General features: G+C 60.2%; 14 protein-coding genes. 11 read left to right on the top strand and 3 right to left on the bottom strand.

Going from position 1 to position 14,777, the window contains the following annotated elements; genetic code table 11:
• Positions 1-124 precede the first annotated feature (124 nt).
• From ASD36_RS20240 to ASD36_RS20200, 9 genes are all read left to right on the top strand, one after another.
• Positions 125-1,036 carry a LysR family transcriptional regulator gene (locus tag ASD36_RS20240; RefSeq protein WP_060506676.1) on the top strand — a complete coding sequence of 304 codons (912 nt, stop codon included), beginning with the start codon at positions 125-127 and terminating at the stop codon, positions 1,034-1,036.
• A gap of 129 nt (positions 1,037-1,165) precedes the next feature.
• Positions 1,166-2,326 (top strand): ABC transporter substrate-binding protein, encoded by a 1,161-nt coding sequence (locus tag ASD36_RS20235; RefSeq protein WP_060506675.1) that lies wholly within the window; start codon positions 1,166-1,168, stop codon positions 2,324-2,326.
• A 186-nt stretch (positions 2,327-2,512) separates the two neighbouring features.
• The gene (locus tag ASD36_RS20230; RefSeq protein ID WP_060506674.1) at positions 2,513-3,511 is read left to right on the top strand and encodes an ABC transporter ATP-binding protein; all 999 of its coding nucleotides are present in this window, start codon (positions 2,513-2,515) and stop codon (positions 3,509-3,511) included.
• On the top strand, positions 3,508-4,461 hold the full coding sequence (locus tag ASD36_RS20225; protein ID WP_060506673.1) for an ABC transporter permease: 954 nt from the start codon (positions 3,508-3,510) through the stop codon (positions 4,459-4,461). The genes ASD36_RS20230 and ASD36_RS20225 overlap by 4 nt, the downstream gene beginning before the upstream one ends.
• Entirely contained in the window at positions 4,451-5,266 is an 816-nt protein-coding gene (locus ASD36_RS20220) for an ABC transporter permease (protein WP_060506672.1), read from the top strand. The genes ASD36_RS20225 and ASD36_RS20220 overlap by 11 nt, the downstream gene beginning before the upstream one ends.
• An 86-nt stretch (positions 5,267-5,352) precedes the next feature.
• Positions 5,353-6,780 carry a gamma-aminobutyraldehyde dehydrogenase gene (locus ASD36_RS20215; RefSeq protein ID WP_060506671.1) on the top strand — a complete coding sequence of 476 codons (1,428 nt, stop codon included), beginning with the start codon at positions 5,353-5,355 and terminating at the stop codon, positions 6,778-6,780.
• A 237-nt stretch (positions 6,781-7,017) separates the two neighbouring features.
• On the top strand, positions 7,018-9,204 hold the full coding sequence (locus ASD36_RS20210; protein ID WP_060506670.1) for a TonB-dependent siderophore receptor: 2,187 nt from the start codon (positions 7,018-7,020) through the stop codon (positions 9,202-9,204).
• A 100-nt stretch (positions 9,205-9,304) separates the two neighbouring features.
• On the top strand, positions 9,305-9,973 hold the full coding sequence (gene fhuF, locus ASD36_RS20205) for a siderophore-iron reductase FhuF (RefSeq protein ID WP_082512326.1): 669 nt from the start codon (positions 9,305-9,307) through the stop codon (positions 9,971-9,973).
• Positions 9,970-11,082: an ABC transporter substrate-binding protein gene (locus ASD36_RS20200; protein WP_060511768.1), complete on the top strand. Its 1,113-nt coding sequence runs from the start codon at positions 9,970-9,972 to the stop codon at positions 11,080-11,082. Before fhuF ends, ASD36_RS20200 begins: the two co-directional genes overlap by 4 nt.
• A gap of 44 nt (positions 11,083-11,126) precedes the next feature.
• Here ASD36_RS20200 and ASD36_RS20195 read toward each other — a convergent pair whose 3' ends face one another.
• Complete coding sequence (locus ASD36_RS20195; RefSeq protein WP_060506667.1) at positions 11,127-11,627, bottom strand: ferritin-like domain-containing protein; 501 nt, start codon at positions 11,625-11,627, stop codon at positions 11,127-11,129.
• 157 nt (positions 11,628-11,784) lie between these two features.
• Here ASD36_RS20195 and ASD36_RS20190 point away from each other — a divergent pair, with 157 nt between their 5' ends.
• Positions 11,785-12,312: a hypothetical protein gene (locus ASD36_RS20190; RefSeq protein WP_060506666.1), complete on the top strand. Its 528-nt coding sequence runs from the start codon at positions 11,785-11,787 to the stop codon at positions 12,310-12,312.
• Positions 12,313-12,334: 22 nt separating this feature from the next.
• Here ASD36_RS20190 and ASD36_RS20185 read toward each other — a convergent pair whose 3' ends face one another.
• A complete protein-coding gene (locus tag ASD36_RS20185) occupies positions 12,335-12,892 on the bottom strand; it encodes a cysteine hydrolase family protein (RefSeq protein ID WP_060506665.1) in 558 nt (185 codons plus the stop codon).
• 120 nt (positions 12,893-13,012) lie between these two features.
• Here ASD36_RS20185 and ASD36_RS20180 point away from each other — a divergent pair, with 120 nt between their 5' ends.
• A complete protein-coding gene (locus ASD36_RS20180; protein WP_244482375.1) occupies positions 13,013-13,459 on the top strand; it encodes an Lrp/AsnC family transcriptional regulator in 447 nt (148 codons plus the stop codon).
• Here ASD36_RS20180 and ASD36_RS20175 read toward each other — a convergent pair.
• Positions 13,456-14,685 carry an aromatic ring-hydroxylating dioxygenase subunit alpha gene (locus ASD36_RS20175; RefSeq protein ID WP_060506664.1) on the bottom strand — a complete coding sequence of 410 codons (1,230 nt, stop codon included), beginning with the start codon at positions 14,683-14,685 and terminating at the stop codon, positions 13,456-13,458. The genes ASD36_RS20180 and ASD36_RS20175 overlap by 4 nt on opposite strands.
• Positions 14,686-14,777 lie beyond the last annotated feature (92 nt).

Below are 14,777 nucleotides of genomic sequence, written 5' to 3'. Positions count from 1 at the left end.
TCTCCATGTACTATTCAGAAACCGGCATTCCGAAACGCTTCTGACGGCTGCACCCGCCAATCGATGACGAAGCGAAGTCTTTCAGCACCTTGCCATCTCCCCCCGCAACCGTGTTAGCTAGATCATGGCCTTCACGCTCCGTCAGCTTCAGTATTTCATCGCCGTCGCCGAACAGGGCTCGGTCACGCGTGCGGCACAGAACCTGTCGATTTCGCAATCCTCGATCACAGAGGCTGTCAAGGAGCTGGAAACCGATCTTGGCGTCGAACTGTTCGAGCGCCATCCGCGCGGGCTACATATCACCCATAATGGCCACCAGTTCCTGCGCCACGCGACCAAGATTCTCGCCGGTGTTTCCGATGCACGCCGCTCGTTCTCGCAGGAGCGGGAAGAGCGCACCGGCGGTAAGCTCAATCTCGGTGTCACCTCACTGGTTGCCGGTTACGTGTTGTCCGATCTGCTCGCCCGCTACCGCCGCGCCTGCCCCGGTGTCGAGGTCAGCGCCATCGAGGACAATGGCTCCTATCTCGAGCACCTGTTGATCGGCGGCGAACTCGATGTTGCCGTCATGGTCATCTCCAATCTGCGCGATCGCATGGCGCTGCAGGCGGAAATCATCGAGACCTCGCCCTATCGTCTGTGGCTGCCGCTCGGCCATCCGCTGGTGTCCGCCGATATTATTTCGGTCGCCGATATCGCTAGGGAACCGTTGATCATGCTGACGGTCGATGAAATCGAGGAAAATACCGGCAAGCTCCTGACCGCGCTGGGCGCCCGCCCGCATGTGGCCTTCCGCACCCGCTCCGTCGAGGCGGTGCGCAGCCTTGTGGCGACCGGCGCCGGCATCGCCCTTTTGCCGGATCTGGTTTACCGCCCTTGGTCTCTGGAAGGCGACCGGATCGAAAGCCGCGATGTCTCCGGCGCCCTGCCCGTCGTTCAGGTTGGCATGGTCTGGCGCAAGGGCTCGGGCCTTCCGCAAGCGGCCAAGGATTTCATCGGGGTGGCCGAGGCCCTACGCAGCGGCCGGCCGCGATAACTCGGGACGATATCGGAAAATCCGATAACGCCATTCTGATTAATGAATTTGCGAAAGCGGCGAAATCGAGGCACCTTTCGTTTTGGGAACAAGACCGAAAAATTCGGACACCAAAACGGGAGACTGAAGATGAAGCAGATTCTGAAATCCTGCACCGTGCTCACCCTTTCGCTCGCTTTCGCAACCCACGCTTTCGCACAGGAACCCTTGAAGGAACTCGGCAAGGGCGAAGGCGAATTGTCGATCGTCGCCTGGGCCGGCTATATCGAGCGCGGCGAGACTGACAAGTCTTACGACTGGGTCACCAGCTTCGAAAAAGAGACGGGTTGCAAGGTCAGCGTCAAGACGGCTGCGACCTCCGACGAAATGGTCGCGCTGATGAATGAAGGCGGCTTCGACCTCGTTACCGCCTCTGGTGACGCATCGCTCCGCCTTGTTGCCGGCAAGCGTGTCCAGCCGATCAACACCGACCTGATCCCGAGCTTCAAGACTGTCGATGAACGCATGCAGTCGTCGCCGTGGTACACAGTCAACGGTGTCCACTATGGTGTTCCCTACGTCTGGGGTCCGAACGTATTGATGTACAATACCGACACCTTCAAGGGGCAAGCGCCGAAGAGTTGGGATGTCGTCTTCAAGGAAATGACCCTGCCCGATGGCAAATCGAACAAGGGCCGCGTTCAGGCCTATGATGGCCCGATCCATGTGGCCGATGCCGCCAACTACTTGATGTTCCACAACAAGGAACTTGGCATCAAGGACCCTTACGAACTCAACGAAGACCAGTACAAGGCAGCCCTTGACGTGCTGCGCGTCCAGCGCACGCTCGCCAGCCGCTACTGGCATGACGCGATGATCCAGATCGACGACTTCAAGAACGAAGGCGTCGTCGCTTCCGGCTCCTGGCCGTTCCAGGTCAATCTGCTGCAGGCGGAAAAACAGCCGATCGCCTCGACCATTCCAGAAGAAGGCGTGACCGGTTGGGCCGACACAACGATGCTGCATGCCGAAAGCGAACATCCCAACTGCGCCTATATGTGGATGGAACATTCGCTGTCGCCCAAGGTTCAGGGCGATGTCTCCGCCTGGTTCGGCGCCAACCCGTCCGTAGGAGCGGCCTGCAAGGGCAACGAACTTCTCACCGACGGCGGCTGCAAGGCCAATGGTTATGATGATTTCGACAAGGTGAAGTTCTGGAAGACGCCGACTTCGAAATGCGCCAGTGAGACAGAATGCGTCCCCTATCACCGCTGGGTCTCCGACTATATCGGCGTCATCGGCGGGCGCTGATTTCTGATCTTTCCCTCCCCCTTGTGGGGAGGGTGGCCCGAAGGGCCGGGAGGGGTTTTCTTGTTCGAGAAGAAAGTCCCCTCCCCAACCCTCCCCACAAGGGGGAGGGAGTTGTCCGAACCAGCCGCCACTACTTGTTACTCTTCATCGCTGATGAGGATGGAGATCATTATCTACGGAGTCCCCATGACCGCCGCCGTCCTGTTCGAAAACGTCTCGCGCCATTTCGGTGCCGTCAAGGCCGTCGATGCGGTCGATCTTGAAATCGCAGCCGGCGAGTTCTTTGCCATGCTTGGCCCTTCCGGCTCCGGCAAGACGACCTGCCTGCGCCTGATGGCCGGCTTCGAGCAGCCGACCGGCGGCCATATCGAGATTTTTGGCGAAACCGCAGAAGGCGTGCCGCCCTATCGCCGTAGCGTCAACACGGTATTTCAGGACTATGCCCTCTTCCCGCATCTCTCCATCCTCGACAATGTCGCCTATGGCCTGATGGTCAAGGGCGTCGGCAAGGACGAACGCAGGAAGGCCGCCGAAGATGCGCTCGCCATGGTCAAACTGCCCGGCTACGGCCAGCGCCGCCCCGGCCAGCTTTCCGGCGGCCAGCGCCAGCGCGTGGCGTTGGCCCGTGCCCTGGTCAACAAGCCCAAGGTCTTGCTGCTCGACGAACCGCTCGGTGCGCTTGATCTCAAGCTGCGCGAACAGATGCAGGAAGAATTGAAGAGCCTGCAGAAATCGCTCGGCATCACCTTCGTCTTCGTCACCCATGATCAGGGTGAAGCCCTGTCGATGGCCGACCGGATCGCCGTGTTCAACGACGGCAAGATCCAGCAGCTCGGCACGCCCGAGGATATCTACAAGCGGCCGCAGACCCGTTTCGTCGCCGATTTCGTCGGTTCCTCCAATGTACTCTCCAGCGCCATCTGCGCCCGGCTCGGGGTTCCGGCAAAAGCCGCCAGCCTGCGCCCGGAAGCCATTGCCATTGGCACCTCCTGGGCCGAACAGCTGAGCCTGCCCGGCACCGTCACCGCCCGCAGTTTTCTGGGCGCGACCAACCGTGTCAGCGTCGATTGCAATGGCGAGAAGATCATCGTCGCCAGCCCCGCCGCCATGCCGGTTCCCGAGATCGGCGCGGACGTGCAACTCGCGTTCTCCCGCAACGACCTTCACCTGATGGAGGAAGCATGAGCGCGCTCGCCACTCCCGCGGCAATCATGCCGAACCGGCCGGGCCTGACGGGACGGATATCGGACTTCCTGTGGAAGCACCCGCACGTTCTTCTCGTGATCCTGCTTGGCCCGCCCGTCCTCTGGCTCGGCATCATCTATCTCGGTTCGCTGTTTGCGCTGCTGCTGCAGAGCTTCTTCTCAATCGATGATTTCTCGGGCCTGATCAGTTACGAGTTCACGCTTTCGACCTACAAGCAACTGCTTTCGGACGCCAATTTCGACATCATCGTCCGCACCATCACCATGGCAGCGGTGGTCACGATCTTTTCGGCTCTGATCGCTTTTCCGATTGCCTATTACGCCGCCCGTTATGCCAAGGGAAAATGGAAGGCCGTGTTCTATCTCGGCATCATGCTGCCACTCTGGTCGAGCTATCTCGTCAAGATCTACGCCTGGAAGCTGATCCTTGCCAAGGAAGGCATTCTCACCTGGGCCTTCACCAAGCTCCATCTGCTCTGGTTGCTCGACGGCTGGCTTTCCCTGCCGATCATCGGCGGCAATTCGCTGTCGGTCAGCTATACCGGCACCTTCCTCGTCTTCGTCTATGTCTGGATGCCCTTCATGATTCTGCCGATCCAGGCCGCGCTGGAACGCGTACCGGGCAACCTGATCGAGGCCTCGTCCGATCTCGGCGGCACACCGCAACAGACCTTCCGCCATGTGCTGTTTCCGCTTGCCCTGCCCGGCATCGTCGCCGGCTCGATCTTCACATTTTCGCTGACACTCGGCGATTACATCATCCCGCAGATCGTCGGCTCGTCCCGGCTGTTCATCGGTCAGGCCGTCTACGCCCAGCAGGGCACCGCGGGGAACATCCCGCTCGCCGCCGCCTTCACCGTCGTCCCGATCGTCATCATGGGCCTCTATCTCTGGATGGCCAAACGCATGGGAGCCTTCGATGCGCTCTGACCGCTCCACCACCGCCCCGCTTGGCCTGAAGATCGCCGCCATCGGCGGGCTCGCCTTCCTGCATATCCCGATCCTGCTGATCTTCCTTTATGCCTTCACCACCGAGGAAAAGAGCTACCAATTTCCGCCGCCCGGCCTGACGCTGCAATGGTTTGCCGTTACCTGGAACCGGCCGGATGTCTGGGCGGCGCTCACGCTCTCCGTCAAGGTCGCCACCATCGCCACGGCCATCGCCTTGGTGTTGGGTACACTCTGCGCTGCCGCCGTCAGCCAGACACGCTTCTTCGGCCGCGAAACCATCTCGCTTCTGGTCATCCTGCCGATAGCCCTTCCCGGCATCATCACCGGCATCGCCTTGCGCTCTGCCTTCTCGATGGCCGATATCCCCTTCTCCTTCTGGACCATCGTGCTCGGCCACGCGACCTTCTGCATCGTCGTTGTCTACAACAACGCAGTCGCCCGCTTCCGCCGCGTCTCCGGCTCGCTGATCGAGGCCTCCATGGATCTCGGCGCCGATGGTTTTCAGACCTTCCGCCACATCATTCTGCCGAATATCGGCACGGCGCTTCTGGCTGGCGGCATGCTCGCCTTCGCCCTGTCCTTCGATGAAGTCATCGTCACCACCTTTACCGGCGGCCAGCAATCGACATTGCCGATCTGGATGCTGGAAGAACTCATCCGCCCCCGCCAACGGCCGGTCACCAACGTCGTCGCCATGGTGGTGATGCTGGTCACCTTCCTGCCGATCCTGGCCGCCTACTACCTCACCCGCGACGGCGACCAGATCGCCGGTGCAGGCAAATAATCCCGCGCCTGTTCCGGGAAAATACTCACCGGTTTTCCGGCAGAAACAGACGCCAACAAACAAGCCAGCAATTAAGGGAGAACGACATGGACACACAATTGCTGATCGGATCACAGTTCGAGGCAGGCACCGAAGCCGAGGAATTGATCCTCAACCCGCGTACCGGCGCAAAGATCATCGATCTCGCCGAGGCCTCGCAGTCGCAGATCGAGCGCGCCGTCGATGCCGCCGAAAAGGCCTTTTCCACCTGGTCGATGACCACGCCCGGCGAGCGCTCCGGCTACCTCCTGAAGATCGCCGACGCCATTGAGAAGGACGCCGATGCCTTTGCGGCACTGGAAGCCTTGAACTGTGGCAAGCCGATCAATGCCGTGCGCAATGATGAACTGCCCGCCATCGTCGACTGCTGGCGCTTTTTCGCAGGCGCCATCCGCAACCTGCATGCAACTGTTGCCGGCGAGTACTTGCCTGGCCATACGTCGATGATCCGTCGCGATCCCGTCGGCATCATCGGCTCGATCGCACCGTGGAACTATCCGCTGATGATGATGGCCTGGAAGCTGGCGCCCGCGATTGCCGGCGGCAACACCGTCGTCTTCAAGCCATCGGAACAGACGCCACTGACAGCGCTGAAGATGGCGCGCCTGCTGGCCGACATCCTGCCGGAAGGCGTCGTCAACGTCATCCTCGGCCGCGGCGATACCGTCGGCAACACGCTGATCAACCACCCGAAGATCGGCATGGTCTCGATCACCGGCGATATCGCCACCGGCAAGAAGGTGCTGCAGGCGGCCGCAAAAACCGTCAAGCGCACTCATCTGGAACTCGGCGGCAAGGCGCCAGTCATCGTCTATGACGATGCCGACCTCGAAGCCGTCGTCAACGGCATCCGCACCTTCGGCTACTACAATGCCGGTCAGGACTGCACCGCCGCTTGCCGCATCTATGCGCAGGACGGCATCTACGAAAAGCTCGTCGCCGACCTCACCTCCGCCGTCTCCACGATCAAGTACAATCTCGCAGACGACGCCGAAAACGAGATCGGCCCGCTGATCTCCAAGCGCCAGCGCGATCGGGTGGCAAGCTTCGTCGAGCGCGCCACCGAGCAGAAGCATATCGAGATCACCACCGGCGGCAATCTCGGCAGCAAGGACGGCTTCTTCTTCCAACCCACCGTCGTTGCCGGCGCCACCCAGGAAGACGAAATCGTCCGCCGCGAAGTGTTCGGCCCTGTCGTCTCGGTCACCCGGTTCGCTGAAGACGATCAGGCCGTCACCTGGGCCAATGACAGCGATTATGGCCTTGCCTCTTCTGTCTGGACCAAGGACATCTCCAAGGCCATGAAAGCTGCTTCCCGCCTGCAATATGGCTGCACCTGGATCAACACCCATTTCATGCTGACCAACGAAATGCCGCATGGCGGCATCAAGCAATCCGGCTATGGCAAGGACATGTCGATCTACGCGCTGGAGGACTATACGGCCGTCCGGCATGTGATGATCAATCACGGATAATCCATTCAGCGTCCGGCACAGCCCGCTCGCAAGACCAAGGCCGCACCATCACGTGCGGCCTTTTGCAATTTTTGGCCTAACTGCCGGAAACGGTTGGAATTTCCAACCGAAAATGTTGCTCGAATCCCACACACTCAAAAACATGAGTGTTTAAGTCATACATTTCACTTTCCTGTGAAAGTAATCTTGATAGAACGAGTCATCTTATAACTCCCGCCTGTCCAGAAAGTGCATGACATGCCCCAACTTCGCCGTGCCACCCGGTCCACCGTTCGTTTCGCTCTTGCCGGCACCTCGCTGCTCGCCCTTTCGCTGACAGCTTTCGCACAGGATGCGGCGCAATCTACGACAGGTGCTGATGGAGCGACCGAACTGGAGACACTGACCGTCACGGGCGGCAGCGGCGGCGTCATCACGGCCGATGGCTATGTCGGCACCAGCAGCGCCACCGGCGCCAAGGTCGACACCCCCTTCCTGCAGATACCGCAATCGATCTCGTCCGTGACCGAGCAGCAGTTGAAGGATCGCAACCCGCAGACGCTTCTCGAAACGTTTGCTTACACGCCCGGCTCGCGTGTCGGTGGATACGGTTTCGATCCGCGCTTCGATTCCTTCACCGTGCGTGGTTTCGACGTTACCTATACCGGCATGTTCCGTGACAACCTGCGCCAGCCCGGCGCCAGCTCCTCGCTGTTCAAGAACGAGCCTTATGGCCTGGAAGGCGTGTCGATCCTGCGCGGCCCGTCGTCGGCCCTCTATGGTGCGTCCGGCGCCGGCGGCCTGTTCAACCTGATCACCAAGCGGCCAACCGAGGAGCCGTTGCGCGAACTGCAGCTGCAATACGGTACGGACAACCGCTACCAGGGCCAGTTCGATTTCTCCGGCCCGATCAACGACACCGATCCGCTCTACTACCGCATGACTGGCCTGCTGCGCAGCGCCGACACAGAGCAGATCAGCGTCCCGGATGACCGCGCCTATATCGCACCGGCCTTTACATGGAAGCCGGACGAAGACACCAAGCTGACCATTCTTGGCGAATATTCCCGCACCAAGACCGGCGGTTCGGCGGCCTATTACAACGACCCGACTGGCAAGGTAACCGACATTTTCGCCGGCAATCCGGACTTCAACGATTCGGTGCAAACACAGGCGCGCCTCGGCTACGAATTTGAGCACCGCCTGAACGACGTCTTTACCTTCCGCCAGAACATGCGCGTCTCGACGCTGAACGTCGATGCCGACTGGGCCTTTGCCTACGCGCCGAACGCCATTGATCCGACCTTGCTGGATAGCAGCGCCGGAACGTTCGACGAGCGCCTCAGCTCCGTGGTCATCGACAATCAGATGGAGGCCAAGTTCGATACCGGCGCACTCGATCACACATTGCTCGCAGGTGTCGACTACACGAAATTGCGGTTCAAGTCCCTCGCCGGAACCGGCTTCACGCCGCCGCTCGACACCAAGAACCCGACCAAAGGCCGTCCGACCGACCCGATCGACTTCAACGAACGCGTCGTCCAGGACCAGTGGCAGCTTGGCACCTACCTTCAGGACCAGATTCGTTACGACGCCTGGACGCTGACAGCCGGCGCCCGCTATGACTGGGTCTCGACGGATACGGACAACACCGATCTGACCACTGGTCTGACGAACCAGGTTTCGCAACAGGACAAGGCATTTTCCGGCCGTATCGGCCTGACCTACGAAACCGATTTCGGCCTTGCGCCCTATATCAGCTACTCCACAGCCTTCTCGCCCAATGCCGGCTGGAACAAGGAAACGGAACAGCCGTTCAAGCCGACCGAAAGCCAGCAGGAAGAAATCGGCGTCAAGTATCTGCTGCCCAACAGCAACACGATGGTCACGGCGGCTCTCTTTAATATCAACCAGAAGAACAGCCTTTATTACGAGGTTGTGGACCTGCCGACAGGCCCGGAAAACATTCAGGTTCAGCGCGGCAAGGTGCGCTCGCGCGGCTTCGAACTGGAAGCCAATACCAGCCTCGACAACGGCCTGTCGCTGATCGCGTCCTATACCTATACCGACATCAAGATCACCGAAGGCCCGGCCGATACGGTTGGCAACTACGTCTCCTCCGTGCCGCGCCACATGGCATCGCTCTGGGCGGACTACACATTGCCGGAAGATGGCCCGGCAGCCGGCCTCGGCTTCGGTGCCGGTGCCCGCTTCTTAGGCTCGAGCTTCGGTAACGACCAGAACACGACGCGCAACGGCGCGCGCGTCCTCTTCGATGCCGCCGCCCATTACGACTTCGCGGCCATCGACAAGAAGTATGAGGGCCTGCGCCTGCAGGTCAATGCAACCAACGTCTTTGACCGCCGCGATACGGTTTGCTCGGCAGGCTTCTGCTACCGTGATCAGGGCCGTGCCGTCATCGGTTCGTTGAAATACAGCTGGTGACCGTTTGAGCCTTTCCCCCAACCACGACGTCAGCACCGCTTTCGGGGCCTCCAGCCTGAAGGCGGTGTTTGCCGGTGAGCACGCCTGGTGCGGCGAGAAGATGATGCTGTCGTCGGAGCTGGAAGGCGGCGTGCCGCTGTCGGAGTTCTTCGGTTCCGGCGGTTTCACAGAGGCTCTTGATACCTATGCGAACGCCCACGGCGGCACGGACAGGCGCGCTGTCGCCTCGATGTGGTCGCTCTATTATTTCTCGATGTTGACCATCCCTTATATCGTTGCTCGCCGGGCCGATCACGTTTTGCCGGTCGTTCCCGGCGAAATGACGATCGCGCTGGCCGAAGACGGCTTGCCACGCGCTCTCGGACTTGCCCGCGAGGGTGATTGGAGCGAGGGCAAGGGCGCCGACCTTCTCTCCTTCGTCATGCCACTGGTCAGCCAGCATCTAGCCGAGATTATCGCGCAGTTGAAAGCGGTGGGCGGCATTGCACCAAAGCTCGCGTGGAACAATGCGGCGGTCTATATCGACTACGCTTTCAACGCCACCGAACGGGAACGCCCCGCCGACGGCGACACCTGGGCCTCACGGTCGCTGTTTTCGCAGACACACCTGCCCGACGGGACCCCAAACCCGTTTCTCGGCTGCCTGCGGCATGAAGCTGATGGCGAAGAGACCGTCTGCCGCCGCAAGATCTGTTGCCTGCGCTATCTTCTGCCGGGCATACCCAGCTGTGGCGAACTCTGCGCCCTGCCCGCCCAAAGAAAGCAATGATTGTGAAACGCCTCCTTCTTTTGACCCTTGGCCTGTTTTTGGCCTGTGCTGCCATGTCGAACGCGCAGGATCGCTGGCCGTTGACGCTCACCGACGGGATTGGCCGGCAGGTGACGATCAAGGAGACACCCCAAGCCATCCTGCTCGGCAGCGGCTTCAATCTGGTGGCGCTGTCGCTGATCCATCCCGATCCCGTCAGCCTGCTGGCTGGCTGGTCGGGAGACCTGAAGGGCGACAACCCCGAAATCTACAAGGACTTCGTGGAAAAATTTCCGGCCCTTGCGTACGTTCCGATTATCGGCGATGGCACGGGCGACGGCCTGTCCTTCGAAACCATCCTGTCCTTGAAGGCTGACCTTGCCATCATGGCCAACTGGCAGGCCGATACCGATCTCGGCAAGCGGGCGATCGACTATCTCGAAAGCACTGGCGTCCCGGTCTTCGTTGTCGATTTCAACAGCGATCCCTTGAAGAATACACCTGACAACATGCGGTTGCTCGGCAAGGTCCTGGAGCGCGAGGAACAGGCAAACGCCTTTGCCGATTTCTACGAGGAACACCTGAAGCGCATCACAGACCGGGTCGCCGCCAATCCCGAGCCAGGCCCGACCGTACTGATGGACGCATTCCCCAATCCCGATCGATGCTGCTATGCCTACGGCACCGGCGGCCTCGGAGAATTCATCGGCATTACCGGCAGCCGCAACATTGCGACCAAGAACCTGCCACGCCAGGGCGGCATCGTCAGCAGCGAGTATCTGATCGAGGCCGACCCTGAAGTGTACATCGCCACGGCCTCACCCGGCGGCACCTACAGCGCCTTTTCCATTGGCCCCGGCGTTTCCGCCGAGGAGGCGCGCAAGACACTGGGCGAAGCGGTGAAAAATCCGGTTCTTGCCAACCTGTCGGGCGTCCAGAAAGGCCGGGTGCACGGATTGTGGAATTTCTTCAACGCCGTACCGCTCAACATTCTGGCGGCGGAGGCCTTTGCCCATTGGCTGCGGCCGGAGATGTTTGCGGATATCGATCCGGATCAGAGCCTGAAGGAAATCAACGAGCGCTTTGCCGCCGTTCCGTTCCGCGGCTCCTACTGGATCAGCCTGAAATAGCAAATTGGCCGGAGATGAACCCCGGCCAATCGGATCCCGCCCTGTTATGCGGCTTTCTTCATCGCCGTTGCATTGACGGAAGCCTCGGCAAGCGCTGTCAGTGCATGATCGGTCGCCCCTTCCTGCTGCAAGGTCTCGTCAAGCAGCTTGACCGCATCCTTGAGGCCAAGCATTCCGGCCCAGGTCCTCAGCGTGCCGTAGCGGGCCATCTCATAATGTTCGACAGCCTGCGCCGTGGCGAGAAGTCCGGCATCAAGCGCCGGTGACCCCTTGAATTCATCGAGGATTTCCTCGCCTTCTTCAACGATACCGTCAATCGCCGGACAGGTCTTACCGACCGCACGCTTGCCGAAGATTTCAAACACCTGCTGCAGGCGCTCGATCTGGCCTTCGGTTTCTTCATGGTGCTTTTCGAACGCCGCCTTGAGCTTCGGGCTCTGCGCGCCTTTGGCCATTTTGGGCAGGGTTTTCAGAATCTTGCGTTCGGCGTAATAGACATCCTTAAGCATGTCATAGAACAGGTCTTCCAGGGCTTTACCAGCCATTGGTCTCTTCCTTTCAGCAATTGAAGTATGTCTGGGTTCGAGCAGGTAACGGCTAATCCTTTGCTTTGTTCCGCCGTCCGCAGCAATCGCAGGATCCTGCCGGTCCCCGCTTCCCTCACGATGCCGCCCCGCCTATATAGAGGTCTGGAGGACTTTGATGATTTGGATATTTCCTGCGGTTGCCGGCCTGTTGATCGTGTATTTTGCCATGCGCTCGTCGCGCTTCCGGCGCTTTGCAGAACCGGTGCTCAGCATCCTCGTCGCATTGGCGCTTGTTTCGGCTTTTTTGATCTGGATCAATGAAGGCAGGACCCCGGCAGAAGCCGTAACAGATCCTGGCGACGCGCAAGCTCAACCGGCGCTGGCGCCGCAGGATATATCGGTCGGAGACCTGGAGTTCACGCGAAATCAACCCGACATGAGCTACCGCGCAACCGGCACAGTAAAAAACAACAGCGGCTACAATCTCGACTATTTCAAACTGTCGGTCACGCTGGAAGATTGCCCGCAAAACAATTGCCGGACGCTCGGCGTGGACACGGCCCTGATTCTGGCGCGCGTCCCCGCCGGCCAGAGCCAGAGCTTCTCGACCTTCTTCACTTTCCCGAAAAACGCCTATGGCGTCGAACCGACCGCGCCAAAATGGTCCCATCAGATTACAGAGGTTCGCGGTCGTTTACCCTGAAGGCTGCCTGCGGGGCCTGCCGTCACACTCTCGGCAGGATTTCCGCTGTGGTCACAACCGTTGCGAAATCAGCCCGAAGCGTCGCGATATGCGCGCGATGAATATCAACCGCAGCGATCTTCTCACCGTGACCATCGGCAAGATCAAAACAATCGCAGGCATCCTCCACCAGCGTGACCTTGTAGCCCATATTGGCACCGACACGCACCGTCGTCGAAACGCACATGTCCGTCGAAATTCCAAACACGACGATCGTGTCGATATCCGCCCGCCGCAGCCGGAGATCCAGGTCCGTACCGATGAAAGCGGCGTTGACACTCTTGATGACCAGCGGCTCACCCGGCTGCGGCTCGAAACCGCGGCGGAACGCGTTGCCGGGGCTCCCGGGCCGAAGCGACGATCCCTCTTCGACACTGTCGTGCCGCACATGGAAGAGCGGACGCCCGGCCGCACGCCACGCCGACAGAACTGCCAGCCCGTTCGCATCGACCTTGTCGTTCCATCGCTTCGGCCATGGCGCGGTATCGAAGGCCTGTTGCATGTCCACAAGTATCAACGCTGCCCTGTCAGAAAATTTCATAGCCCGATCACTCCTTTGGCTGTTACGCGCAGAAGCTACTTGCCATTTCGTCCGGTTTCATTGAGCAAGATGCCGGGCAACCGGTCATCCATCCGGTTTGACAGGGGGAGACCGGACAAAGTGATCGAACTGGACGAAAAAGACCGCCTCCTTGTCGCTGCCTTGCGCAGTGATTCTCGCCAGAGCCTGGTCGAGCTTGCCAGGCGCAGCGACCTTTCACGCAGCGCCGTTCATGAGCGGCTGCGGCGTCTGGAAAGCAAGAATGTGATCGCGGGCTATACAATACGCCTTGGGACCGAAATTGCCGATCCCGGCGTGCGGGCCGTGGTTGCAGTCAGCTTTCAGCCGGGCAAGAATTGCGACCATGTCGTGCCGCATATTTCCGGTATCCCGCAGGTTGTCAGCTGCTGGTCGCTGGCAGGCCCCACCGACCTGATGCTATTGATCGAATGCGGATCGAACGGAGATCTCGACACCATCCGAAGACAAATCGCCACGATCGCGGGCGTAGCGACCGTGCAGACCCACGTCGCGCTTCGTACGCATTTTGACAGGCGCGGTGGCTAGGCCCGGCTGATCTCGTCGAGATACCAGTTGATATAGCGCAACTCGTTCTGCTCCATCGGTGCGATCGGGCCGGGCACGAAGTAATGCGAGCGCACGCCGCGCGAGGTGTGCTCGATGATCGACTTGTCCTCGTCGGTGGTGACGGTCCAGAGCCATTTCAGCTTCTCGAGGTCGTAGTCGACACCCTCTTGCGCCTCGCCGTTGACGAGCCAGATCAGTTCCATCTCGCAGGCTTCCGGACCCTTCGGAATGAAGCGGTAGATCATGCCATGGTCGGGATAGCAGACGAGGAACGACGTGCCGCCGAGATGAACGGAGGTAACGCCGCCATCGAACTCGGTGAAACGGCCCATCAGCGGCGCCAATGGCGATCCGTCCTGACTGCCGGTCTTGACGCCATCATAGAGTGCATAGCGGAAAGCATGGATCGTCTCCTTGCCATTCTCGGAAGTCTGCCAATGGTCGCCAGAACCGACCTGGATACCGAGCGCGCAAGTGCGTTCCTCCATTGCGGCATTTAGCGCCTCGATCATGTGCAGCGGCTGTTCCAGTGCGTGGGTCTGCGAATACTCCGGATGCGCCGGGCCGCAGTGATAGCATTCGACATAGTTTTCCACCGCCAGCTTCCAGTTGGCATCGACCGGATAACTCTGCCGGTAAGCAACCTTCGCCTGCCCCCAGCCATACTGGCCGCAGGTGGCATGCAGAAGGTTTTCGACTTCAGTGAAATCGAGCGGGTTTTCGGCAAAGGAAATGAAGACGAGGCCTTCGACGACGCGGACATGCAGCTTCTTCAGCCCATGGTCTTCCCGCTTGAAATCCTTCGGCATCAGCCGTGCGGCCTTCAACGCGCCATCATTGCCATAGGTCCAGGCGTGATAGGGACAGACGAACACACGCGCATTGCCCTTGTCCTTGGTGCAGACTTCCGCCCCGCGATGGCGGCAGACATTGAGAATGGCATGAACAGTCCCGTCCGCATGCCGCGTCAGGATCACCTGCTCAGAGGCCATGCGAAACACTTCGAAATCGTTCGGCTTCGGGATGACGCTTTCATGCGCGACGCAGTGCCAATGGCGGCGGAAGACACGCTCCAGATCGCGCTCGTAGATATCCACGTCCCGGTAGAACGGCCGGGCAAGCCCATGGCCGGGCTTGTGGGCGGCGACGAGCTGGTCGATGCGGTCGCCCTCGGCAACGCTGTTGGAAAGTTCGGGCGCGAGCATGTTTTCTCTCCTGAAAGACCTCACCGGAAAAATCGCGTTCCGGCGCGCGCATTTCGCTGTGGGCTGGGTCCGACAAGCCCCTCACCCTAGCC

It is taken from the genome of Rhizobium sp. Root1334 (assembly GCF_001426665.1).
Lineage (GTDB): Bacteria > Pseudomonadota > Alphaproteobacteria > Rhizobiales > Rhizobiaceae > Pararhizobium.
The sequence above is the reverse complement of the archived record's forward strand: the minus strand, read 5'-3'. Positions and strand labels throughout refer to the sequence as shown.